This is a genomic window from Paracoccus alkanivorans (genome assembly GCF_003697785.1).
In the GTDB taxonomy this organism is placed as follows: Bacteria; Pseudomonadota; Alphaproteobacteria; order Rhodobacterales; family Rhodobacteraceae; genus Paracoccus; species Paracoccus alkanivorans.
Map to the genome: position 1 here is coordinate 367,440 of NZ_QOKZ01000004.1, position 24,565 is coordinate 392,004.

Annotated in this window: 19 protein-coding genes; 5 read left to right on the forward strand and 14 right to left on the reverse strand. The window is 64.1% G+C overall.

From position 1 onward, the window contains the following. Window positions 1-22: 22 nt before the first annotated feature. The 7 genes from C9E81_RS12970 to C9E81_RS13000 all read right to left on the reverse strand — a co-directional run bounded on the left by C9E81_RS12970 (window position 23) and on the right by C9E81_RS13000 (window position 10,878). Window positions 23-1,279 (reverse strand): AGE family epimerase/isomerase, encoded by a 1,257-nt coding sequence (locus C9E81_RS12970; RefSeq protein WP_122112863.1) that lies wholly within the window; start codon window positions 1,277-1,279, stop codon window positions 23-25. 14 nt (window positions 1,280-1,293) lie between these two features. Beyond that, the gene (locus C9E81_RS12975) at window positions 1,294-3,621 is read right to left on the reverse strand and encodes a Tex family protein (RefSeq protein WP_122112768.1); all 2,328 of its coding nucleotides are present in this window, start codon (window positions 3,619-3,621) and stop codon (window positions 1,294-1,296) included. A 60-nt stretch (window positions 3,622-3,681) separates the two neighbouring features. Next, a complete protein-coding gene (locus C9E81_RS12980; protein ID WP_122112769.1) occupies window positions 3,682-6,201 on the reverse strand; it encodes a cation:proton antiporter in 2,520 nt (839 codons plus the stop codon). A gap of 170 nt (window positions 6,202-6,371) precedes the next feature. Continuing rightward, a complete protein-coding gene (locus tag C9E81_RS12985; RefSeq protein WP_122112770.1) occupies window positions 6,372-7,241 on the reverse strand; it encodes an acyl-CoA thioesterase in 870 nt (289 codons plus the stop codon). A gap of 74 nt (window positions 7,242-7,315) precedes the next feature. Further along, a complete protein-coding gene (locus C9E81_RS12990; protein WP_122112771.1) occupies window positions 7,316-8,731 on the reverse strand; it encodes an MATE family efflux transporter in 1,416 nt (471 codons plus the stop codon). Between the two features lie 69 nt (window positions 8,732-8,800). Next, window positions 8,801-9,580, reverse strand: coding sequence for an SDR family oxidoreductase (locus tag C9E81_RS12995; RefSeq protein WP_122112772.1), 780 nt, complete (start codon window positions 9,578-9,580; stop codon window positions 8,801-8,803). 2 nt (window positions 9,581-9,582) lie between these two features. After that, complete coding sequence (locus C9E81_RS13000) at window positions 9,583-10,878, reverse strand: acyl-CoA dehydrogenase family protein (protein ID WP_122112773.1); 1,296 nt, start codon at window positions 10,876-10,878, stop codon at window positions 9,583-9,585. A gap of 536 nt (window positions 10,879-11,414) precedes the next feature. On the opposite strand from C9E81_RS13000, the gene C9E81_RS13005 reads away from it, so the two are divergent. Then, a complete protein-coding gene (locus C9E81_RS13005) occupies window positions 11,415-12,500 on the forward strand; it encodes a phosphotransferase family protein (protein WP_122112774.1) in 1,086 nt (361 codons plus the stop codon). 60 nt (window positions 12,501-12,560) lie between these two features. Here C9E81_RS13005 and C9E81_RS13010 read toward each other — a convergent pair whose 3' ends face one another. Beyond that, complete coding sequence (locus tag C9E81_RS13010) at window positions 12,561-14,162, reverse strand: bifunctional metallophosphatase/5'-nucleotidase (RefSeq protein ID WP_122112775.1); 1,602 nt, start codon at window positions 14,160-14,162, stop codon at window positions 12,561-12,563. A gap of 185 nt (window positions 14,163-14,347) precedes the next feature. Here C9E81_RS13010 and C9E81_RS13015 point away from each other — a divergent pair, with 185 nt between their 5' ends. The 4 genes from C9E81_RS13015 (at window position 14,348) to C9E81_RS13030 (ending at window position 17,714) form a co-directional block, all read left to right on the forward strand. Beyond that, window positions 14,348-14,683, forward strand: a complete 336-nt coding sequence (locus C9E81_RS13015) for a DUF952 domain-containing protein (RefSeq protein WP_122112776.1) — start codon at window positions 14,348-14,350, stop codon at window positions 14,681-14,683. Continuing rightward, complete coding sequence (locus C9E81_RS13020; protein ID WP_122112777.1) at window positions 14,680-15,738, forward strand: quinone-dependent dihydroorotate dehydrogenase; 1,059 nt, start codon at window positions 14,680-14,682, stop codon at window positions 15,736-15,738. Before C9E81_RS13015 ends, C9E81_RS13020 begins: the two co-directional genes overlap by 4 nt. 111 nt (window positions 15,739-15,849) lie before the next feature. Then, a complete protein-coding gene (gene eda, locus C9E81_RS13025; protein WP_122112778.1) occupies window positions 15,850-16,494 on the forward strand; it encodes a bifunctional 4-hydroxy-2-oxoglutarate aldolase/2-dehydro-3-deoxy-phosphogluconate aldolase in 645 nt (214 codons plus the stop codon). A gap of 14 nt (window positions 16,495-16,508) precedes the next feature. Beyond that, complete coding sequence (locus C9E81_RS13030; RefSeq protein ID WP_122112779.1) at window positions 16,509-17,714, forward strand: MFS transporter; 1,206 nt, start codon at window positions 16,509-16,511, stop codon at window positions 17,712-17,714. Window positions 17,715-17,733: 19 nt separating this feature from the next. Here the strand turns inward: C9E81_RS13030 and C9E81_RS13035 are convergent, their stop codons facing one another. The 6 genes from C9E81_RS13035 to rpiA all read right to left on the reverse strand — a co-directional run bounded on the left by C9E81_RS13035 (window position 17,734) and on the right by rpiA (window position 24,516). Continuing rightward, window positions 17,734-18,057: a 2Fe-2S iron-sulfur cluster-binding protein gene (locus tag C9E81_RS13035; protein WP_122112780.1), complete on the reverse strand. Its 324-nt coding sequence runs from the start codon at window positions 18,055-18,057 to the stop codon at window positions 17,734-17,736. A 102-nt stretch (window positions 18,058-18,159) separates the two neighbouring features. Further along, the gene (locus tag C9E81_RS13040; RefSeq protein ID WP_122112781.1) at window positions 18,160-19,707 is read right to left on the reverse strand and encodes a DegQ family serine endoprotease; all 1,548 of its coding nucleotides are present in this window, start codon (window positions 19,705-19,707) and stop codon (window positions 18,160-18,162) included. Between the two features lie 174 nt (window positions 19,708-19,881). Beyond that, window positions 19,882-21,114 (reverse strand): protease modulator HflC, encoded by a 1,233-nt coding sequence (gene hflC / locus C9E81_RS13045; protein WP_122112864.1) that lies wholly within the window; start codon window positions 21,112-21,114, stop codon window positions 19,882-19,884. 14 nt (window positions 21,115-21,128) lie between these two features. Then, complete coding sequence (hflK, locus tag C9E81_RS13050; RefSeq protein WP_122112782.1) at window positions 21,129-22,331, reverse strand: FtsH protease activity modulator HflK; 1,203 nt, start codon at window positions 22,329-22,331, stop codon at window positions 21,129-21,131. A gap of 83 nt (window positions 22,332-22,414) precedes the next feature. Further along, complete coding sequence (gorA, locus tag C9E81_RS13055) at window positions 22,415-23,791, reverse strand: glutathione-disulfide reductase (protein ID WP_122112783.1); 1,377 nt, start codon at window positions 23,789-23,791, stop codon at window positions 22,415-22,417. Then, window positions 23,791-24,516: a ribose-5-phosphate isomerase RpiA gene (gene rpiA / locus C9E81_RS13060; RefSeq protein ID WP_122112784.1), complete on the reverse strand. Its 726-nt coding sequence runs from the start codon at window positions 24,514-24,516 to the stop codon at window positions 23,791-23,793. The genes gorA and rpiA overlap by 1 nt, the downstream gene beginning before the upstream one ends. Window positions 24,517-24,565: the final 49 nt, after the last annotated feature.

Genomic DNA, 24,565 nt, shown 5'->3' on the forward strand with positions numbered 1-24,565 from the left:
ACGTGACGCCCGGTTGTTTCCGTCAGGATCCGGCGCGTTCCAAAGGCCGTTCCGCCTGCAATGCCTCTGCCGCTCGCGACAGACCGGGTGCCAATGGCAGCAGATCCGCCTGCAGCGCGTGGTAGATGTCCGGCTTGCCCGCGAATTGCGTCGCCGTCGGGCGATTGGCATCGTCCAGTTCGGGGAACCAGCCGCCGTGCCGGTGATCGACCAGATATGCATCGGCGAATGTCCAGAGCCGCCGATACCAGCCCTCGTCGTCATCCCGCCGTTCCAGCTTGATCAGCACGGCCAACGCCCCGATAGCTTCGGTCACCGGCCACCAGTAACGCGCCGGGTTATCGACCTCTCCGCCGAATTTCAGCGTATAGGCGAAGCCCTGCCTTTCCTCGTCCCACGCATCCGCGAGGGCACGTTCGACCAGCGCCCGAGCCCGCGCAGGCGCCTGCCCGTCAGGCCGCCCCGCGAGGTCCCAGTATTGCAGCAGTAACCGCGCCATCTCGAATGAATGGCCCGGAGTGGTCCCGGCGGGCCGGAACATCGGATTGCCCGCATAGCCGCGATCAGGCCGCCAATTCTGGTCATAATGCTCGGGAATGCGCCAATCCTCTGCGGCCGCCTGCCCGGCAATGAAGAAATCAAGGATACGCCCGGCGCGGGCCAGATATTCCCCCTCGCCCGTCGCCTCATGGGCGGTCAGCAGCGCTTCGACCCCGTGCATATTGGCGTTCATGCCGCGATAGGTCGAAAAGGGTTGCCATTCGCGGGTGAACTCGTCGCGGAACAGTCCCTGCTCCTCGTCCCAGTAGTGCCGGTCCAGCACTTCGGCGATATCGGCCAGCAGCCGGTCGGCATCCGGATGGCCTGCCATTTTCGCGCTGGACGCGGCCAGCAGCACGAAGACATGGCCGTAAGCCAGCTTAATGCCATCCGCCGCTCCATCCCCATCCACCGACCAGAGATAGCCGCCATGCTGCAGATCGCGATGCCCGTTCCACAGGAAGTCCATGCCCCGGTCGATGATCCCGGCGCGGTCCTCGCGCCCGGCCATCCGCGCCAGGGCATAGGAATGCACCAGCCGCGTCGTGGTATGCAACTCCTGCACATCCCCGGCCAGCGGTTTGCCTGCCAGATCCAGCGTATGAAAGCCGCCACCGTCACGTGGGCTGGAATCGAAGAAATCCAGCGCGAGATGCGCGTCCCGGACCAGCCAGGCACGATGAGCCGGATCCTCCAGCCAATGGGTTTGCGCCTCGGCATTACCGGGTCCGTCGGTCATCCGTTCCTCCATATTCAACGTTTGCGCATGGCGTCCATGAGCGCGGCACCGAAAGAGCCCTGCCCGCCATTTTCGGCTCGCGGGGCCGCTTTTCCACCCTTTGGCCCGCCCCGCCCCGGCTTGCCGTTCTGCATGGGGGCGCCCTTCTTCGCCGGACCTCCACGTTCCGTCTGCCCGCCGCCATCCTTGCGCATGGTCAGCCCGATGCGCTTGCGCGGAATATCCACCTCGGTCACGCGCACCTTCACCACATCACCGACCTTGACGACCTCTCCCGGGTCCTTGACGAAGCGGTTGGCAAGCTGGCTGATATGCACCAACCCATCCTGATGCACCCCGATATCGACAAAGGCCCCGAAGGCCGCGACATTGGTCACGGTGCCCTCCAGCGACATGCCCGGACGCAGATCCTTGATATCCTCGACCCCGTCAGCGAATGACGCGGTGACAAAGCTGGGGCGCGGATCCCGGCCCGGCTTTTCCAGCTCGGTCAGGATATCGCGGATGGTAGGCAGGCCGAAATGCGCATCCACGAAATCCTCGGCCCTGAGGCCCTTCAGTGCCGAACCATCGCCCATGATCGCACGGATATCGCGCCCGCAGGCGTTCACGATCCGGCGGGCCACACCGTAAGCCTCGGGATGAACAGCCGAGGCATCCAGCGGCTCGTCGCCTTCCCGGATGCGCAGGAAACCGGCGCATTGTTCATATGCGCGGGGGCCAAGGCCCGCCACATCCTTCAGCGCCGCGCGCGAGCGGAACGCGCCATTGCCGTCGCGATGCGCCACGATGGACTCGGCAAGCCGCGGCCCCAGCCCGGCCACATGGGCGAGCAAGGCGCTCGACGCCGTATTCAGATCGACGCCGACCGCGTTCACCGCATCCTCGACGACCGCTTCCAGTGCCTTGGTCAACTGCCGCTGGTCCACGTCATGCTGATACTGCCCCACGCCGATGGATTCGGGCGGCACCTTAACCAGTTCCGCCAGCGGATCCTGCAAGCGCCGGGCAATCGAGACCGCGCCGCGCAGCGACACGTCCAGGTCGGGGAATTCCTTCGCCGCCAGCTCCGAGGCGGAATAGACCGAGGCCCCCGCTTCGGACACAACCACCTTGGTCGGCGCCTTCACACTCTTGGGCAGGCGTTTCAGCATATCGGCAACCAGCCGTTCGGTCTCGCGGCTGGCGGTGCCGTTGCCGATGGCGATCAGATCGACATCGTGGCGCGCGATCAGCGCTAGCAGCGTGGCCTCGGCCCCCGCGACATCTTTCCTGGGCGGAAAGGGATACAGCGTCGCGGTATCCAACAGCTTTCCGGTCGCATCCACCACGGCCAGCTTGACGCCGGTGCGGATGCCGGGATCGAGTCCGATGGTCGCCCTGGCCCCGGCGGGCGCGGCCAGCAGCAAATCCCGCAGGTTGCGGCCGAAAACCCGGATCGCTTCGTCATGGGCGCGGTGCCGCAGCTCGGTCAGCAGGTCGATATACATGGTGTTGGACAGCCGCACCCGCCATGTCCAGCCCGCCACCTGCCGCAGCCATTGATCCCCCGGCTGATCGCCCAGCCTGCCCATGGCTTGCACGACGATCCCCTCGGCCCGCGCCGCACCGGTGTCGGGATCGGGCGAGATGTCGATGGTCACGACCTCTTCCTTGGCGGCCCGCAGGATCGCCAGGGCCCGGTGCGCGGGAATATCGGCCCATTTCTCGCGATGGTCGAAGTAATCCGAGAACTTCGCCCCCGCCTCCTCCTTGCCCGCGACGACCTTGGCGGCGATATGGGCTTCCGCCCGCATGAAGTCGCGCAAGGCCCCCAGCAGCGCGGCATTCTCGGACAGTTCCTCGACCAGAATGTCGCGGGCGCCATCCAGCGCCGCTTTCACGTCCGGCACCGCCCCGGTCACATAGCCCTGCGCCAGCGCCTGCGGATCGGCCGCGCGCTCGTTCTGGATTGCGCGCAGCAGGGGTTCCAGTCCGTTCTCGCGGGCTATCATCGCCTTGGTGCGGCGCTTGGGCTTGAAGGGCAGGTAAATGTCCTCGAGCGCGGCCTTGGTCCCGGCTCCGGCGATGGCGCCGGCCAATTCGTCGGTCAGCTTGCCCTGCTCGCGGATCGAAGCAAGGATCGTCTCGCGCCGCGCCTCCATCTCGCGCAGATAGGCCAGCCGGTCGGAAAGGTTCCGCAACTGCGTGTCGTCCAGTCCACCCGTCACCTCCTTGCGGTAACGCGCAACAAAGGGAACCGTCGCCCCGCCGTCCAGCAATTCGGCCGCCGCCGTCACCTGCGCAGGGCTGGCATTGATCTCGGTGGCGATGATGCGGGCGATGCGTTGGGCTGAGTCCATATGATCCTCTCTCATTCCGGGATCGAAGTCTTAGCCCTGCCGGGCATCCGCGCCAAGCACCTAATCAAGCTGCAACTCCGGCATATTCGCCGCCTCCTCCTTCAGGGCCTTGTCGCCCACGCTGTCACGCACCGCCTCGCGCAAGGCGCGGGAACGTTTCAGCACCCTGCGGAAACTGGTCTCGTTGAGTTCCAGCAGGCTGGTCGGCGTGATCGCCCTGACCTCGGCGCGCCGCGGTCTGCCGGTCAGGACTCCGATCTGGCCGAACATGTCACCGCGCCCAAGGCGCGTGGTCTGACCGGCAACCTCCTGTTCGACAGCACCGGAAGCCACAAAGAACACGCTGCGGGACGGGCTGTCCTTGCGCGAAATGATCTTGCCCGCGTTGACATAGCGGGTGCGCAAGGCGCGACCGAGCCGGCGCAGCTCTGCCTCGTCCAGATCTGCGAAAAGCGGAAATTGCCGCACCAGTTCCTCCTTGCGCAACGCAAGATCCAGATGCGGGCGACCCTCGGTTTCCGTGCGGCGGCGGCTGATATCCTGCATCAGGGCGGTGTGCAGCTCGGCCCCGATCAACCCGTCCTCGCGCATGGCATTGTATTCGCCCTCTTCCAGCCGCAGCGCCGTGCGGCGGATGAACCGGCGCTCCAGCTTTTCGGCATAGCCGGGATATTGCAGCCTCAGCCCCTCGATCGCCGTGCCCACGGCCTCGACCCGGCGGTTCAGCAGCTCATGCAGCAATTCCGCTACCCGTCGGCCATGAATGCGGCGAATGCGATGATCGATAAAGCCATGCAGATCGCGCAGGATCAGCCGCTTGGCCAACAGCATCTCGAAACGATCCGCCGTCATCCGCGCCAATGGCCGGGATATCCGCAACCGGTTGCGCAGGAACGCCGCCAGCCGGAAATCGGTGCCGTAACGCAGGCTGCGCCTTGCCGCCCGCTGATAGCCGGTTCGTCCACCGGTTCGCGCCGCTTCGATCAGCCTGTCAGCATCGAACAGCATCTGTTCGGACAGCCGGGCACTGATGGCGCGTTCGCGAAAACGTTCGAGGATCACCCCGCGCTCATAGCCCGCCAGCGCAATCAGCCCGAGGGTGATGCGGTCACGGTCGAGTATCTCGGTATTGTCCTCGGCCTCGGCGCGCTCCACCGCCTCGTCCAGCCGTTCGGCAAAGCGCTTGGCCTCGGACCGGACGGTCTCCCGCGTCAGTTCGTAATTCTCGGTGGTCTCGGCGACCTCTTCACGCACTGTCTGCAGGGAAACGGCAATTACCTGGTTGGACAGGGCCACGTCCAGCGGAGACAGCTTGTCCAGCCCCAGCCTGCCGATTACCCAACGCAGGCTCGTGCCCTGCACCAGCAGCGTGAACAGGGTGAAACCGGTCGCCAGAATACCCACCAGCCGCTTGGTTTCGACCGGCACGCGCAGGCTTTCCGTCACCGCCAGCGCCAGCGCCAGCGTGACCGCCCCGCGCAGGCCGCCCCACAGGATCGCGACGCGATAGCGCCCGTCCACATGCGGAGAAACACGCAGTGCCGACAAAAGGGGCATCAGGCCGAACAGCACGACGGCGCGGGCAAACATCGCCGCACCGATGACCACCAGAACGAGTGCGAAATCGCCGGGCCGCGTTTCGCCCAGAAGGCGGGGAATCAACAGCGCGGCAAGGATGAAGATCAGCGCTCCGGCCCAATGCGCCAGCAGGTCCCAGACCTCGCGCAGATTGGCCCAGAAGGCTGGCGACAGCCGACCGGGTCCGATGATGTTCATGGTCAGCCCGGCGACCACCACACCGATCACGCCGGAGGCTCCGAAAAGCTGCTCCGAAATGATATAGGCCAGGTAAGGCACCGCAACCGAAACCGAGATCTGCGCCAGCTCGAAGCGAGCGAACAGGACCATCATTGCCACGGCGATGCGCGCGGTCAGCCAGCCCGCGGCGGTTCCACCAGCAAATAGCATGGGAAAACCGCTGATCGCCTCGCCCAGACCGGGATCGGGCAGGCCCAGCATCACGAAGCCCATGAACAGGCCGAACAGCGCGATGGCGGCAGCGTCGTTCAAGAGGCTTTCGCCCTCGATGATCCTTGCCAGCCGGCGCGGGGCCGAGAGAGAGCGGAAGATCCCCACCACCGCAGAAGGATCCGTCGTGGAAACGATCGAGCCGACCAGCAGGCATACCACCAGCGGCAGCCCGCTGACCCATGACAGAGCATAGCCAATGGTCACCGTGGCGACAAAGACCGCCACCACCGCCAGCGTGAGGATCGGCACCCAGTCATCGACCATCCGCCTGACATTCATCCCCAGTGTCGCCTGAAAGATCAGCGTCGGCAGGAACACATACAGGAACACGTTCGAACGGATCGGCAGCGACAGTATCGCCTCGGCCACCGGGTTCAGCGCATCGGTCAGCTCGGTGCGCAGAAAGAAGATCGCCCCTGCCCCGATCAGCGTGCCCAGCACGGCGAGAATCACGCTGTAGGGCAAGGCTAATCGCGCCGCCAGGGGCTCGGCCAGCCCGATGACGACGAAAAGCGAAGCTGCGATGGTGGTCAGAAGAACGATGTCCATATCCCTGCGATAACCGGAAAATTTCGGCTAGGGAATATCGCGGGCGCCCCGGAAGATGGATATTTCGTGATCTGCCCTGCCGCAATGCGCGCGGGCCCGGATTTGCGGAAAATGCGGCTTTGCCGGATTGTTCCTTGTGACAGATCCTGTGTCCGGCGACGGCAAGTGCCTTACCTTTTGCGTTTCAGCGGACGCACCAGCCCTTCCTGGGCGACGCTGGCGACCAGACGCCCGGCCCGGTCATAGATCAGCCCTCGGTTGAAGCCCCGCGCACCCCCGGTAAACGGAGCGTCCAGCGCATAGAGGTGCCAATCCTCGATCTGGATCGGCGCGTGAAACCACATGGCGTGATCGAGGCTGGCGCTCATGACCGTGCCTTGCAGCCATGTCAGGCCATGCGGGCGCAGCGACGAGCCGAGAAGGCTCATGTCCGAGGCATAGGCCAGCAGGCAATGCTGCATCTCGGGCGGCTGCCCCTTGGCGCCGGACATCCGGAACCACAGGTAATTCCGGTCGTCGGTCTTGGGCGGATCGACCAGATCGCGAGGCGCGACCTCGCGAATATCGATCGGCTGCTCGCGCAGGAAATCCGGCAGCTTGTTCCTGGGAATCCGGTCCGCATAGGCGGCGCGCAGCTCGTGTTGGTCGACCAGGTTTTCCGGATCCTCCACCTTTGGCATCGGGTGTTGGTAATCCCAGCCCTCTTCCGCGATCTGGAACGACGCGGACAGGTTCAGGATCTGCTGGCCGTGCTGGATGGCAACGACGCGGCGGGTGGTGAAGCTGCCGCCGTCGCGGGCGCGGTCGACCTGATAGATGACGGGGATCTCGGGATCCCCCGGCCTGATGAAATAGGCATGAAGAGAGTGGCAGGCCCGGTCGGCCACGGTCCGGTATGCCGCCATCAGCGCCTGCGCGATGACATGACCTCCGAATATCCGTGCGGCCCCTTGTCCCCGATAGCCGATGCCACGGAACAAATCGACCTCGAGCCTTTCGATATCGAGCAGATCAAGAAGCTTGCGCGCAGCATCTGTCATCGGAGCAGTCCTTTGAAATCATACCGTTCATCGCAGAGGTCAGCGCGAATGACAACTGTCAGGATGCGATTTCGTCAGCGCCAGCGCGTCAGCCTGACGGCAATGCCGGTCACAGTGCCATAAACCAGCATCGCGGCGGCAATAGCGATGAACACCCCGCGAACGCCAAGATCGGTCTGGCTGATAAGAATCAGCGCGCCGCCGATCGCGAACCCGAGGCGGCAGATGCTGCCGATGACCGGCCATCTCATGCGCCCGGCTCCCTGGCAGGCAAAGTAAAGCGCAAGCCCCAGGCCGAAGAAGAAATAGAACGGGGCGACGGTTCGCATATAGGCACGGCCAATCCCGAGCGCATCGGCCTGCTCGGGATCAAGGAAGATGCGCAGCCAAAGATCCGGCATGAATGCCAGAACGATACCGATTCCACCGATGATCGTGGCGGCGCTCAGCGAACCGGTCCAGGCGATGCGGAGCGCCCGGTCTCTCTGTCCGGCGCCGATATTCGCCCCGACCATGCTGGTCATCGCCGAGCCGATGCCGAAGACGACCGGGATCATCAGGAATTCCAGCCGCGCGCCAAGGCCGTAGCCTGCCAGCGCCGCCTCGCCGAAGCGGCCGACGATCCCGACCATCATCACGATCGTGAGGGCTGTCAGGACAGAGTTGAAGGAGGCCGACAGCCCGACCTTGAGGATATCGGCGAACAGGCCGGGATCCAGCCGGGCGGGACGATCACGCAGCGACAGGCCCGCCTGCCCTGTCAACACGTAGCAAAGTGCCGCGAGCGCTCCGATGCCGTAGGCCAGCACCATGCCAAGCGCCAGCCCCGGCAATCCGAGCGCCGGAAACGGCCCCCACCCGAGGCCAAGCGCCCCGGAAAGCGGAATGGCCCCCATCGAGACCAGCACGAGCACGAGGCCAGGGGTTGCCATATTGCCGGTGCCACGGATGACGCTGAGGGTAGAATGGCAGACCCACAGGGAAACGCAGCCGGGAAAATACACCGCGGCATAGGTCATGGCGGCCTGGACTGCACCGCCCTCGCCGCCCAGCAGGGCGAAGATTTCCCGCCCGAACAGCGCCATGAGCAGCGCCGATAGCATGGCAATGGCCAAGGCCAGCAACCACGCAGCCACCACCAGCCCCCCGGCCCGTTCTGTATTCCCCGCACCCAGGGCCCTGGCGACCGCGGAAGAGATGGCACCTCCCATCGCCCCGGCGGACAGCATCTGCGTCAGCATGACCAGCGGAAACACCAGTGCCAGTCCGGCAAGGGCCGTCACGCTCATCCGTCCCGCGAAATAGGCCTCCGAGACGCTCATGGCGCTTTGAACGGACATCGCGATGACATTGGGCGCCGCGAGCCTTGCCAATGTCGATCCCACCGGCCCCTCAAGGAACAGGCGCGTGCGGGCCGCCCGTTTCAAGCTGGCGGCGGCCGCGCGGGGGACGGGGGAAATGACGGAGGCTTCAGGTTGTGGAAGCGACATTTGCCGGAACTTTCCGCATTGTCATCGCCGACCTGCCGAAATTGCCCTCTCGAAGCAATTCCCGGTCGATCAGGCCTTTCGGTTCATCGGGTTGTATTTTCGGTTCAGCCGCCGCATTCCGCCGATCCAGCGATCATAGTCATCCGTCTTGCGGCGCATGTATTCCAGCACCTCCTTATGGGGAAGCACCAGGAATGTCTCGGCCTCGATCGCCTTCAGGCATTCCGCGGCGACGACATCGGGCTCCAGCAGGCCGTTGACGCTGGCGACGCCATCCTCCTTGCCCCTGATCATGTCGGTATTGACCGCCTGCGGGCAAAGGACCGATACCTTGATCCCGTCATCGCCGTAGGTCAGGGCCAGCCATTCGGCGAATGCGACAGCCGCATGCTTGGTGACCGCGTAAGGAGCAGAGCCGACCTGGCTGAGCAACCCGGCAGCCGAGGCGGTATTCAGGAAATACCCGCCACCGCGTTCGATCATGCGGGGCACCAGATGACGCGCAGTCCAGATATGGGACATGACATTGATCTCCCATATGTTCTGCCATTGCTCATCCGGCACCTCGGGACCGCCGCGCAGCGAGATCCCGGCATTACAGCAGAACAGGTCGATCGGGCCATGCCGGGCCTCCACCTCTTCGACAAGCGCCTTGATATCGTCCTCGACGGTCACGTCGACCCGGCGCCCTATCCCGCCGATCTCTCGCGCGGTTTTCATTACCCCGTCTTCGTTCCGATCGGCGCAGATCACCCGCCTTGCCCCGGCCTCGTGGAACCGGAGCGCCAGGGATCGTCCGATCCCTCCGGCGGCGCCGGTTACGACGACGATGCGGCCCCTGACCTCCATGACTATCCCCTTCCGCCCCGGACTCGGATCGCGGCCTGACGGTCATTCGAGTTTTCGAAAGCCTGCCGTTCGGCGCGGGCGATGACATGATGATGCACCTCGTCGGGCCCGTCAGCAAAGCGCAGGGTGCGCTGCTTCATATACATCTCGGGCAGTTCCGACCACTGGCTGATCCCCGTGGCCCCGTGCATCTGCATCGCGTCGTCGATGATCTTGCAGCATTTCTCCGGCACCATGGCCTTGGCCTTGGACACCCATATCCGGGCCTCCTTGTTGCCCAGCACATCCATCGCCTTGGCGGCCTTGAGAACCATCAGCCGCATCGCGTCGATCTCGATCCGGCTGCGCGAGATGGTCTCCATGTTCTTGCCCAGGTCGATGATCTTCTTGCCGAATGCCTCGCGCGTCAATCCGCGGTGGATCATCAGGTCAAGCGCCTTCTCCGCCGCACCGATGGATCGCATGCAATGATGAATCCGGCCCGGCCCCAGCCTGAGCTGGCTGATCTCGAAGCCGCGCCCCTCTCCCCACAGGATGTTTTCCTCGGGCACCCGGACATCGGTGAACCGGATATGCATATGGCCATGCGGGGCATCGTCATGCCCGAACACGTTCATCGGCCCCAGAATCTCGACGCCCGGCGTGTCGATCGGGACAAGGATCTGGCTTTGCTGCCGGAACGGCTCGGCATCGGGCGAGGTCTTGACCATGACGATCATGATCTTGCAGCGCGGATCCCCTGCCCCCGAGATATAGTATTTCTCGCCATTGATGACCCATTGGCCGTTCTCCAGCACGGCGCGGGTGCTGATATTCCTGGCATCCGATGACGCGACATCCGGCTCGGTCATGGCAAATGCCGAACGGATTTCACCATTGAGCAGGGGCTTGAGCCATTGCTCTTTCTGTTCGCGGGTGCCGACCCGCTCCAGCACTTCCATATTGCCGGTATCGGGCGCCGCGCAGTTCATCGATTGCGGAGCGAGCGGGTTCTTCCCCAGCTCAAAGGCGATATAGGCGTAATCGAGATTGGACAGCCCCTCGCCGGTCTCGGCATCCGGCAGGAAGAAATTCCACAATCCGGCCGCCTTCGCCTTGGCCTTGAGATCCTCGATGATCTCCAGCTGACCCGGCGCAAAGGCAAACCGCTCTGCGCGATCCTTGCCAAGCCTTTCGTATTCGGCCAGCGCGGGATCGCAGTTGTCCCGGATATGTCTGACGACCTTTTCAAGCAGGGGTCTTGCCGCCTCGGACATCGCCAGGTTGTGAAGATCGTCATGCGGATTCGCCTGTGTCATGCTGATTACCTCGAATGATCCTGTTCCGTGTGTCGTCTCGTCTTACCGGGCAAATCCAAGCGGCAACCGGGTTCCGCATCTGCGAGCCTCGGATAGTTCCCAACCGGTCAATGACGGATATCCGGCGGCCGGACCTCCAGCATGCCTCACCACGCCCTCAACCGGCCAACCGAGAGAAGCTGTTTGAATTCATCTTCCCGCCCATCACTTCCCCATCGCCTCCCACTCACTTCAGTGAGGAATTCAGAAAACTGACAGTTGTCAGTAATAGGGTGCGGCCAGTAATCAGGTCAAGTCCCGAAACAGTAGAATTGCAATTTCCGAGAATCTTCCAATCGACCGATTGACCTGGCCATCCACTGTATTTAAACATTACTGACAAACGTCAGGAAAATGGTGAAATGCTCACCAAGCCCAAGATCGGAGACATTTTGCCGGACAACACAGGGGATCCGCGAACAGTCCCGGCGCGGGCAACCCGATCGGAGCGGGAGGACAGGATTGACTTCAGGAGCAATTGACGTGGACCGGGTGCGATGACGGCAGGAAAAAACATCTCGGGACCTGTGCTGATCGCGCCGATGCCGAACCATGAATTCGACATTTCCGACCTGCGCGACTGGCTGGCGCCAAGATTGCCGGAAGCCGCGAGCGGGATCGAGGTCCAGCAATTCCAGGGCGGCATGTCCAACCCGACCTTCATGCTGACCTGCCTTTCCGGCGCGCGTTTCGTGCTGCGCAAGAAGCCTCCGGGCAAGCTGCTGCCCAAGGCCCATGCCGTGGATCGCGAATACAGGGTGATGAATGCATTGGGACCGACCGCTGTCCCGGTGCCCGAGATGGTGGCCTATTGCGACGATCCCGATGTCATCGGGGCAGAGTTCTTCGTGATGCGCTTCGTTGATGGGCGGATCGTCCCCGATCCGGCCATGGGACCGATCCCGCGCGCGCAGCGCCCGGCCGTAATGTTCGACCTCGTGGACAGGCTGGCGGATCTGCACCGGATCGACTGGCGTACCGTGGGGCTGGAAAATTTCGGCCGGCCCGAAGGATATCTGACGCGCCAGACCCTGCGCTGGTCCGCGCAATATGAAGGCGCGAAATCCGACCTTCCGGCCGATTTCGACTATTCCCGGATGGACTGGCTGCGCGACTGGCTGATCGAGCATGCGGGCGTGGCCGATTCCAGCGCCATCGCGCATGGCGATTTCCGCCTTGGCAACGTGATCCTTCATCCCACCGAGCCCCGGGTCATTTCCGTGCTGGACTGGGAGCTTTCGACGATAGGGCATCCGATCGCCGACCTCGCCTATCTTTGCCTGCAATACCGCCTGCCGCCGGATCTGCCCGGCTCCCACGATCTCGTGGGTGCGGGGTTGCCGGCGGAAAGCGAGATTCTGGCACGCTATTGCGACAAGGCCGGGCTTTCCGGCATCGAGGACTGGCCGGTTTTCCTGGCCTTCGCCTGTTTCCGCTATGCCGCCATCGTGCAGGGCGTGGCAGCCCGCGCGGCCCGCGGAAATGTCAGCAGCAGTAGCGCCGATCCGGAAGCCGACGGCGCCCGCGCCCGCCGCGTGGCCGAAGTCGGCGCCGAGATCGCACAGACGGCAGAACGGGCATAGGATGGCCGGAAGGTCGGTCAGCCCCTGTGACCGGCTTTTCCGCCCGGCGGTGCGGCAGGTTTACCTGACCGTGATCCGCCCATCCAGCACGGGCGCGTAATCCGGCCCCTGCGCGGCCAGGTAATCGGCCAGCACCTCGGCCAGGTCGGGACCGAAATCATAGGCGTTCTGTGCGTTGTTCGCGAAGACGTCATAGCCGTCCCCGCCTCCGCGCATATAATTGTTGGACACCACGCCATAGACCGCCTCCGGGTCGATGGGCACCCAATCGCCATCCTGCGCAACCATCACCTCGCTGATCCTGCTCCCGACCTCGGCGGCGGGATCGACCGTGTATTTCAACCCGGCCACCTGCGCGAAACGGCCCGCGCCTTCCTCATACTGGCTGGCACCGTTCTCCAGCGCAGCCACCACATCGGCGCCTTTCAGTTCGAAGGTCGCCAGCGTGTTCTGGAAAGGCAGCACGGTATAGACCTCGCCCATGGTGATCGGCCCCGCGTCGATCGAGGCGCGCAATCCTCCGCCATTGGCAATCGCGATGGTCACGCCCTGATCCTTGACCCGATCCAGCATCGCATCGGCTACCAGCGTGCCCATCTCGCATTCCTTTGCGCGACAATTCACGCGGTCCCCGCCAATCGGGGCCGAGGTCTCGGCCACCACCTTCTGCCGCAATTCCTCGATCGGCGCGGCCATCTCCTCGACACGGGCGGCGATCGCCTCGTCCTCGGGCACCGAATTGTCCAGCAGGATCGGTTCGCCCTCAGCCTTGGTCAGGTTACCTTCGTCATCAAAGGTCAGGATCAGGTGCCCCAGATATTTCGAATAGGCATAGGCCGTCGCCACTGGCACCTCTGCGCCCTCCGGCCCTTCGACCATGGTCGGATAAGGCCCCTCTGCCCCCTCCATGTCGCCCAGCAGCGTATGCGAATGGCCACCGATGATCGCATCGATCCCCGCCACCTCGGCGGCAAAATCCTGGTCGCGCAGATAGCCCACATGGGTCAGCGCGATGATCTTGTTCACGCCCGCATCGGTCAGTTCCTGCACATCGCCCTTAAGGCTCTCGATATCGTCCATGAAGATGACATTCGGACCGGGGGAAGCGGTCTCGGGCGTGTCCATGGCCAGGGCCGAGACGATCCCGATCTTTTCGCCGCCGACTTCCAGCGTCAGCGTGTCGCCGATCTTGTCCTTGAGGATATTCGACTGCGACAGATCCAGGTTGCCCGAGATTACCGGGAACTCGACCCCATCGGCCAGCACCACCGCCCCTTCCGGGCCGTCATCGAATTCGTGGTTGCCAAGCGCCATCGCGTCATAGCCGATCCCGGTCATGAACTCGGCCACGTCCTTGCCCTTGTAGGTCGTGTAGAACAACGAGCCCTGATACTGGTCCCCCGCATCCAAAACCAGCACATTGCCGCCCTCGGCGGTAATCTGGTCGCGCAATTCCCTGATCTTGGTGGCCACCCGCGCCACGCCGCCAAAGCATTCCCCGGCCTCGCGGGTCTCGGCATCGCAGGTGCTGTCATATTTGTTGATCGGCTCGATCCGGCTGTGCAGATCATTGGTGTGCAGGATATGCAGCACCGTCTCGGCCTGGGCCGCCCCGGCGAACAACGCCATGACCGAAGCCGCCGTGAGAACGCGAATACCCATTCCTGTTTCCCTTCTACCCTGTTGATAACCCTCGGGCAGATTGACCCAAGCCCGACAGGCGGTCAAACCCAGAATGCGGGTTAGCCTCCGGTCGTAACAGGGATACGACAAACCGCTTCGCATAAACGCGTCGCCATTGCGCCCGGCATCTTGACCCCGCCCCTCCGCACGCGGCAAATGCCCTCATGCTGATCTATAAAATCCTCCGTGCATCCGAATGGGCCGCGCTGCGGGCGCAAGGCCGCACAACCGGCGCCCCGGTCGATATCGCCGACGGCTTCGTGCATTTCTCGACCGCCGCCCAGCTTCCCGGCACGCTGGCAAAACATTTCGCGGGTGAGGACCACCTCACCCTGCTGGCCTGCGAGGCCCAAGCCCTCGGCGGTGACCTGCGGTGGGAACCCTCGCGCGGCGGCGACCTCTTCCCGCATCTCTACCGCCCGCTCGACATGACCGACATCCGCTGGACCCGCGAGATCACGCGCGGCACAGATGGCCACGAGACGGGACCGCTGGAATGAGCCTGATCGAGAAACTCGGCCTCCGCGCCCTGCACTGCCTCGACCCCGAACAGGCGCATGATCTGTCGATCCGGGCGCTCGCCATGGGTCTCGTCCCCCTGCCCGGCGCGCCCGTCACCTCGGACAGACTGCGCAGCGAACTGGCCGGGCTGAGCCTGCCCAACCCGGTCGGGCTGGCGGCAGGCTACGACAAGAACGCCCGCGCAGTCGCCCCGCTGATGCGCGCGGGCTTCGGCTTTGTCGAGCTTGGCGCCGCCACGCCACGCCCACAGCCGGGTAATCCGAAACCGCGCCTGTTCCGCCTCCCCCCGGACCGGGCGATCATCAACCGCTTCGGCTTCAACAATGACGGTGCGCAGGCCATCGCCGCCCGCCTCGCGGCCCGCCCCAAAGGCATTCCCGTGGGTCTCAATATCGGTGCCAACAAGGACAGCACCGATCGGGCCGCCGATTTCGCCGAGGTCACCCGCATCGCTGGCAGCTCCGCCGATTTCCTGACCGTCAACGTTTCTTCCCCCAATACCGAGAAACTGCGGGACCTGCAGGGTGCCGAGGCGCTGGCCGCCCTGCTCGACGGCGTGATGACCGCCCGCGACGCCCTGCCCCGGCGCGTGCCCGTCTTCATCAAGATCGCCCCCGATCTCGACGATGCCGCGCTCTCGGATATCGCCGCGGTCGCCCGTAACGCCCGCATCGACGCGATCATCGCCACCAATACCACGCTCTCGCGCGACGGGCTGAGCGATCCGCACAGGTCCGAAAGCGGCGGCCTTTCCGGCGCGCCCCTGTTCCAACGCTCGACTACCATCCTCGCCCGCCTTCACCGCGAAACCGGAGGCGGGATTCCCCTGATCGGCGTCGGTGGTATCGGCTCTGCGCAACAGGCCTGGGACAAGCTCCGCGCCGGGGCCTCGGCGATCCAGCTTTATTCCGCGCTGATCTATGAAGGCTTTTCGCTTGCCACCCGGATCGCTGAGGAACTGGACGCCCGGCTTGCCCGCGAAAGACTGACCCTGTCCGAACTGACGGGCAGCGGCGCCGGCGACTGGCTATAAGGGCAACAGCACACTGACCGGCTCCATCATTCATAAAATCACGGCAAGCTGCTTGCATTGCCGTGGTATTGGGGTCAGTTTGCAGGCGATCTCCAGCACCAAGGTGACGCCATGACCCCAGAACTCCAATCGCAGAAAACCCGCGCGTTGTGCCAATTGGCCCCGGTCGTGCCGGTGATCGTCATCAAGGATGCCGGCAAGGCCGCTGACCTGGCGCGGGCACTGGTAACCGGTGGATTGCCGGTGCTGGAAGTCACCTTGCGCTCGGATGCCGCGCTGGATGCGATCCGGGCGATGTCGGCAGTCGAGGGCGGTCATGTCGGCGCAGGCACCGTGCTGACGCCGGATGACGCCAAGCGGGCGAAGGATGCCGGGGCGGAATTTGCCGTGTCGCCGGGGGCGACGGGCAAACTGATCATGGCCTGCGCCGAACTGGAATTGCCACTGCTGCCCGGCGCCGTCACCGCCTCTGAGGTGATGCGGGCGGCGGATGCCGGATTCGACATGCTGAAATTCTTTCCCGCCGAAGCGGTGGGCGGCGCGTCGGCCCTGAAATCGCTGGCCGGCCCCCTGCCGAAGATCAGTTTTTGCCCGACGGGGGGTGTCTCCCCCTCGAACGCGGGCGATTACCTGAGCCTGCCCAATGTCGTCTGCGTCGGCGGCAGCTGGATCGTAAGCGATGCCGACATGGAGGCAGGCAACTGGCAGGCCATCGAGGACCGGGCGCGGACCGCCGCAGCCCTGCCACGCGGTTGAACACCACCCAAACCATGACCCGCGCCCGGCGCAATGTCGTGGTGCTGGTTGCCGCGCAGGCCCTGCTTGGCGCGCAGATGCCAGTGAACTTCATTCTCGGCGGTCTGGCTGGGCAGACATTGGCGCCCAATGCCTGCCTCGCCACCCTGCCCCTGTCGATGATCATCCTTGGATCGGCCCTGACAGCCCGGCCATTGGCCCGTTTCATGCAACGGCATGGGCGCCGGGCGGGCTTCATGGCGGCGGTTCTGGCCGGCGCGTTCGGAGCGGTGATTTCCGCGCTCGCCCTTTGGCTTGGCAGTTTCTGGCTGTTCATGGCGGGCGGGCTGATGACCGGCATCTACATGTCGGCGCAGGGTTTCTATCGCTTTGCCGCCACCGACACCGCGCCCCCGGAATTCGAGGCCCGCGCGATCAGCTGGGTCATGGCCGGGGGTTTGGCGGCGGCCATCATCGGCCCGGCAATCGCACGCATGACCAACGATATGGGTACGATCCCCTTCCTCGGCAGCTATATCGCCGTGATCGCGGTCAATCTGCTGGGGTTGGCCTTGTTCATGTTCCTGGACATCCCCAAGCCCCCGGTTGCGCAGGAGGGTGAGGATCAGGGGCGTTCCCTGTCACAGCTTTTGCGCCAGCCGGCCATCGTCGTGGCGATGATCTGCGCCATGGTCTCCTATGCGCTGATGAACCTTGTGATGACCTCCACTCCGCTTGCCGTGGTCGGCTGCGGCTTCGCCGCCAATAACGCCGCCGATATCGTCAGTGCGCATGTGCTGGCCATGTATGCGCCCAGTTTCATCACCGGCCCCCTGATCAATCGCTTTGGGACAACCCGCATCGTTGGATTGGGGCTGATCCTGCTGGCGCTGGCCGGAGGCGTCGCGCTGACCGGAGTGGAACTGACGAATTTCTTCGGCGCGCTGATCCTGCTGGGACTGGGCTGGAATTTCGGTTTCATCGGCGCCACCGCGATGCTCGCCCGATCCCACAGCCCGGCCGAGCGGGGCCGCGTTCAGGGCATGAACGATTTCGTGGTCTTCACCGGTGTATTCATCGCCTCGCTGTCATCGGGCGGGCTGATGAACTGCCTTGGAGGGTCGCCGCAGGCCGGCTGGAATGCGGTCAATCTGGCAATGCTGCCGTTCCTGGCGCTGGCCGGCCTGGCGCTGGTCTGGCTCACGCTCCATCACCGCCGTGCGGCTGAGGTGTCAGGCTGACCGGCAGGTTTCCCGGGCGTCAGATCTGGCGCTCGGGCATTTGCACCACCAGACCGTCCAACTCGTCGGTCACCTTCAGCTGGCAGGTCAGGCGCGAGCGTTCCGGATCGGGTTCATAGGCGAAGTCGAGCATGTCCTCTTCCATCGGATCACGCGGAGGCAGGCGGTCGATCCATTCCGGGTCCACATAGACATGACAGGTCGAGCAGGCGCAGGCACCACCGCAATCGGCATCGATGCCCGGGATTCCATTGTCGCGCGCACCTTCCATCACGGTCATGCCGGGGGTGACATCGACCTCATGGCGAGTGCCGTTATGCTCGATATAGGTGATTTTGGCCATTTGCTCGCTTTCCTTTGCTGCGCCGGAAATAAGACATCGCCAACGCAATGAAAAGAGGCGGACCGGCTGGCCCGCCTCTCTTGTTGCCGTGTCAGGCGGGTCCTATTCGGACGGTTCGTCAACGGGCAGCGCAACGAAGCGTGGCTCTCCCTCGCGGCGGATCAGAACCAGCAGCGATTTGCGCCCGGCTTCGCGCGCCTCCTCGATACGGGCATTCAGATCGGCAAGCGACGTGACCGGCTGCTGCCCCGCCTCCGTGATGAGATCTCCGGGCATGAGGCCCTTGTCGGCGGCCGCGCCCTCGGGATCGACTTCCCGGACCACCAGCCCCTCGGTGCCATTGGGCAGGCCCAGTTCGGCGGCTACCTGCGGAGTCAGCGTGGCAATTGTCATCCCCAGCAGTTGATCTTCGCCGGGGGCCGGAGGCGTCCTGTCCTGCGGATCGGCGGTACCCTCGGCAACCTCGCGGCGGCCAAGCGTCACCGTCAGCGTTACCGGCTGGCCATCACGCTGCACGGTCACCTCGACCGGCTCACCGGCCGGCGCATCGGCGACGCGCTGCACCAGTTCGCGGATATCCTTGACCTCGCCGCCGTCGAAACCGGTGATGACATCACCCGCCTGCATTCCGGCATCCTTGGCCGGACCGTCAGGAACATCGGTCACCATTGCGCCACCCTCGGTCGCCAGCCCCAGGGCCTCGGACATGTCGGGGGTCACGTCCTGGATCTTGACACCCAGCCAGCCGCGCCGGGTTTCGCCAAATTCACGAAGCTGATCGACCACTTTCGAGACAACATTGGAAGCCATCGAGAAACCGATCCCGATCGAACCGCCATTGGGCGACAGGATGGCGGTGTTCACACCGACCACCTCGCCCTCAAGATTGAACAGCGGGCCTCCCGAGTTGCCGCGATTGATGGCTGCGTCGGTCTGCAGGTAATCGTCATATGTGCCCGACAATTCGCGATTGCGGGCCGACACGATCCCCGAACTGGCCGAGAAGCCCTGCCCAAGCGGGTTGCCTAGAGCCAGCACCCAATCGCCCACGCGCGCAGTGTCGGAATCGCCGAACTTCACGAAGGGGATCGGATCCTTGCTTTCCACCTTCAGCAGGGCGACATCGGTTTTCGGATCGGTGCCGACGACCGTGGCAGGCAGCGTATCGCCCGAATAGAACTCGATCTCGATCTCGTCCGCGCCTTCGATGACGTGGTTGTTGGTCACGATGTAACCATCCGCCGAGATCACGAAACCCGAACCCAACGCGTTCGATCGCTGAGGCATGTTCTGCCCCGGCATCCCGGGAAATCCAAAGTCGCGGAACAGATCCTCGAACGGGCTGCCCTCGGGAAAAACCGGGCCCGGGCCCTGGGTAGGCTGCGAAACAACCGCGGTCGTGGTGATGTTCACGACTGCAGGCGCGACCTGCTCGACCAGATCGGCGAAGCTTTGCGGCATCACGCCGGGGCCGGATTGAGCGGATTTCGGTGCGCTCAGCGGCTCGTTGTTATTCGCCGCCTCCTGCGCCTGTTGACTGATTTCCGGCGAGACACCGGGGTTGGTCTGCTGTGCGGCGGCGAAGCCGAGGCCAACGCTCACGGCCAGAACCGAAGCGGTGACAAGGTGCCGAGGAGATAGCGGTTTCATGCTGGATGTCCTCATATTTGATTAGAATTTCGACGGCTTGGTCGCAGCCGGGACGGGTTTGATAAGAAACGGATTTCGCAACTCGTTGCAAATAAACCACGCTCGCAGTGAGTGAACTGATCGTGACTTTTATTGCAAGACGGGCGGAAAACCCTGTTTCCACCCGCCCTTGTCTCAATTCTGGTTCTGCTCATCCGTTGGTGCGGCCTCTTCCGCCGGAGGCTGCTCTTGCGGGGTTTCATCCGCCGCATCGGCATCTTCATCCGCAGCTTCCTGCTGCCCGGATTCCGGATCACCTTCCGCGGGCTGCTGCTCTTCGGCGGGCGGCGGGACGACGGCGGAGGGTTCCTCGGGCGGTGTCACCAGACTTTCCGGAACCGGTGTCAGTGTCACTCCGGCCGATTCACCCAAGGGCTTGCCCTCGCGATCGGTCACCTGCGGCGTCACCAGTTCCTGATCACCCTGCCCCGGCACTTTCTGACTTTGGGCTTCGGAAGCGCGGGAGCCGGGCGGCACCGGCTCCGATGCCGGTTTGGCCGTCTTGGAACCGTCCGCGGTCAGATAGGTGAAGAAATCACCGTCGGGATGGATAACCAACTGACTGTTTTCACCCCTAAGTGCCCGCTCATACGAGGTCATCGAACGGGTAAAGGCAAAGAATTCCGGATCGCGGCCGAAAGCATCGGCATAGATCGCGTTGCGCACGGCATCGGCCTCACCGCGAATGATCTCTGCGCGTCTTTGGGCCTCAGACAGCAGCTCGACCACCGTCCGGTCGGCTGCGGCGCGAACGCGTTGCGCGGCCTCTCCGCCCCTTGCGCGCTCATCCGCCGCTTCACGTTCACGCTCGGCCCGCATCCGGGCATAGGTGGCGTTCAGGTTCTGCTCGGGCAGGTCGGTGCGGGTCAGGCGCACATCGATAATCTCGACCCCCAGCCCGGATGAATTGCTACGCGCTTCATCACGAATCTGGTTCATCAACGCCGTTCGATCGTCCGACAACACGTCGGTCGAGGGAACCGAACCCAGAACCTCGCGGATCGCGGCATTCACGATCGGTTCCAGCCGGCCCTGCGCGATCTCGACACCGCCATCCCCGACTGCCTGACGAAAGCCAACCGGGTCGGTAATGCGCCAGCGCGCGAACGCATCGACCATCAGCCGGCGGTCATCCAGAGGCGTCACCTCCAGCGGCGTGGTCGGCAAGCCGAGGATCCGGTCGTCATATTTCACGACATTGTCGAGAAACGGCACCTTGACACCCAGCCCCGGCTGCTCCTGGACCGCGACCACGCGGCCCAATCGCAAAACGAGCGCCTTCTCGCGTTCGTCGACAATGAACAGCGCAGACAGGCCGACAACGGCGACCGCGATGGCGACGGGAACCGCAAGAGCGGACAAAGCTATGTTGCGGGCAGCCATCAGTTCGTCCCTCCGGTCGGGTTGCTGTTGCTGTCACCGCCCGAACGGCGCAGTTGATCCAACGGCAGATAGGGCACGACATTCGAGCCTTCGCCACCTTCATCCAGGATGATCTTGTCGACGCCGCCCAGAACTTTCTCCATGGTCTCCAGATACATGCGGCGACGGGTCACTTCCGGCGCCTTGACATATTCCTCGTAGATCGAATTGAAGCGCGCCGCCTCGCCCTCGGCCGTGTTGACGGCCTGCGCGCGATAGCCCTCGGCCTCTTCCACGCGCGCCGCTGCCTCACCCCGTGCCTCGGCAAGCACGCGGTTGGCATAGGCGTCGGCCTCCTTTTCCAGCCGGTCACGTTCCTGCTGCGCGGCCTGCACCTCTCGGAATGCATCGATCACCTCTTCCGGCGGATCGGCCCGGTCAAGGTTCACACGAACCACGTTGATGCCCGACTGGTAGGCGTCCAGCGTGTGCTGCACCGCATCCTTGAGATCGCTGGCAATGGCGCCCCGGTCGCGGTTGAGGATCGGCGCGAGTTCGCTGCGGGCGATGATGTCGCGCATAGCCGATTCGGACACCGCACGGATCGTATCGGCGGGATCGGCAAGGTTGAACAGGTATTTCTCGGGATCGGCAATGTTCCAGACCACCTGGTATTCCATGTCCACGATATTCTGATCGCTGGTCAGCATCAGCCCGTTATCCAGCGGTCCCGAACGCCCGGTGCCGATCTCGGTCACACGTTCGTTGGTGACCGGCACGACTTCGGCGGTCACGAAGGGCCAGGGGGCAAAATTCAGGCCCTCGGTGCCCACCGCCACGGCACGGCCGAACAGGAATTCGACGCTTTTTTCGTTGGTCTGCACACGGTAAAAGCTGGAGAAGGCCCAGATACCGATGGCAACCAGCGCCACGATGGCCACGGTGGTGCGGTTGAAGCCGAAACCCGGTCCAGAGGGTCCACGCCCGCCGCCATTCCTGCCGCCTCCGCCGCCGCGTCCCCCCATCAGCACACGTAGACGCTCCTGCCCCTTTTTCATCAGTTCCTCGATCTCGGGCATCTGTTCGCCGTGCTGACCGGGATCATTCTGAGGCTTCTGACCACCCCAAGGCTGGTTCGACGGGCGCTTGCCGCGGTCGTCTCCACGACCGCCATCGTCTCCGCCACCTTTACCGCCGCCGCCCCAGGGGCCCTGATTTGCCATGTGGTCGACCTTCCTTCCCTGTCAATTCCGTTAGTCGCAAACTGGGGGCGAGGGGGCAAATGTCAACCCTGCCCCTCCGGGTTTCATTCCTCGCCGCCATGGCGTCGGGTGATGCTGCGCATTGTCACCAGTTCCTCCGCCGCGGTCGGATGAACAGCCATGGCCGCGTCGAAATCGGCCTTTGTCGCGCCCATCGTGATGGGGATCGCGGCCAGCTGGATCATCTCGCCGGCATCGGGGCCGAAGATATGGCAGCCCAGTACCCGGTCACTTTGCGGCTCGACCAGCAATTTCATCATGGTCCGTGCATCCGAGCCCGCGAACATGGAGCGCATTGGCCGGAACACCGCCGAATAGACATCGACCGGGCCCCGCGCTGCCGCCTGTTCCTCGGTCAGGCCGATGCTGCCCAGTTCATGCGGGCGCAGATAGACGGCGCTGGCGACCAGATCATGGTTCACTTGCCGGGCCTTGTCACCGAACACCGTGTCGGCGAAGGAATGACCTTCGCGGATCGCCACCGGGGTCAGGTTGACCCGGTCGGTCACGTCCCCCACGGCAAAGATCGACGGCACCGAGCTTTGCGACCACTCATCGACCGCGATGGCACCGTTATCCTTGAGGCGAACGCCGGTATTCTCGAGCCCCAGCCCCCAAGTATAGGGCGCGCGCCCCGTCGCAAGGAACACCGCGTCGAATTCATCCGCGCTGCCGTCGTCGAAACGCGCGGTGATCCGGTCTCCGGTCTTTTCCAGCCCCGCCGGCGACAGTCCCAGTCGCAGATCGACGCCGATATCCTTCAGCTGAGCCGTCGCCATCTCGCGCGCTTCGCGATCGAAGCCGCGCAGCACCGCATCGCCGCGATAGGCCTGCACGGTCTCGACCCCCAACCCGTTCAGGATCGTGGCGAATTCGCAGGCGATGAAGCCGCCGCCGATCAGCAGGGCACGTTTCGGCAACTCGTCCAACAGGAACAGGTCGTCCGAGATTAGCCCCAATTCCGCCCCGGGGAACTCGGGTCTGGCAGGACGTCCGCCCACCGCGATCAGGATATGCTTGGCGGTCATGCGCGTGCCGTCGGCCAGTTCGACCGTGTGGTGATCGGCGATCCGGGCGCGCTGATGGTGAATCTCGACCCCGGCATTGTTCAGGCCCGAGGTATAGGCCGCCTCCAGCCGGTTCAGCTCGGCATCCAGCTTGGCACGGAAATCACGCCAGCTGAAATCGCCCGCCGCCGCATCGGACCAGCCATAGCCGCGCATTTCCTCGGCCATCAGCGGGGCGTTCGAGGCGAAGATCATCAGCTTTTTCGGCACGCAGCCCCGAATGACGCAGGTGCCGCCCATGCGGCTTTCCTCGGCCAGCCCGACCTTGGCGCCATGCTGCCCCGCCGCGATCCGCGCCGCGCGCACCCCGCCCGAACCGCCGCCAATGACAAACAAATCATAATCGAAACCCATCACGCCGCCCCTTCGTCGCCTTCGCGGCGCAACTCCACCACGCTGCCATCGGCCCGCCCGATGATCGCCAGATCGCAGATGCCGAGAAACAGCCCATGCTCAACGACCCCGGGAATCGCCGTCAGGGCACGGGCCAGTGCCGGAGCGTCCGGTATCGCCTCTAGCGCTAGGTCAAGGATGAAATTGCCCTCGTCGGTCAGAACGGGCTTACCCTCGCGCAGGCGCTGATTGATCGGCCGTCCGCCCAGATCGAGATCCTCCAGCGCACGGCAGATCAGTTCCCGCGTCGATTCAAAACCGAAAGCGAGCACCTCGACCGGCAGATGGAAGGCACCGAGCTGTTCGACCACCTTGCCGGGATCGGCGACCACCACCATCCGGTCGCTGGCCATGGCGACGATTTTTTCACGCAGATGCGCACCGCCGCCGCCCTTGATCAGGTTCAGGTCGGGATCGACCTCATCGGCGCCGTCGATGGTCATATCCAGCCAGCCGATCTGATCGAGGCTCTCGATTCGCAGCCCAAGGCTCTCGGCCAGCTCCGCCGTCGCCTTCGAGGTCGCGGCACAACGCAGAGTCAGTCCTTCGGCATGCACTTTCGCGGCCAGTTCACGGACCATGACGCTGGCGGTCGAGCCGGTGCCCAACCCCACCCGCATGCCATCGCGGACCAGTTCGATTGCGGCGCGCGAGGCAGCCAGTTTGGCGGGATCTGGATCGGACATCCGGCTCTCCTGTATTCGGTTCACGAAGTATATATGCGATGCGCCGCCC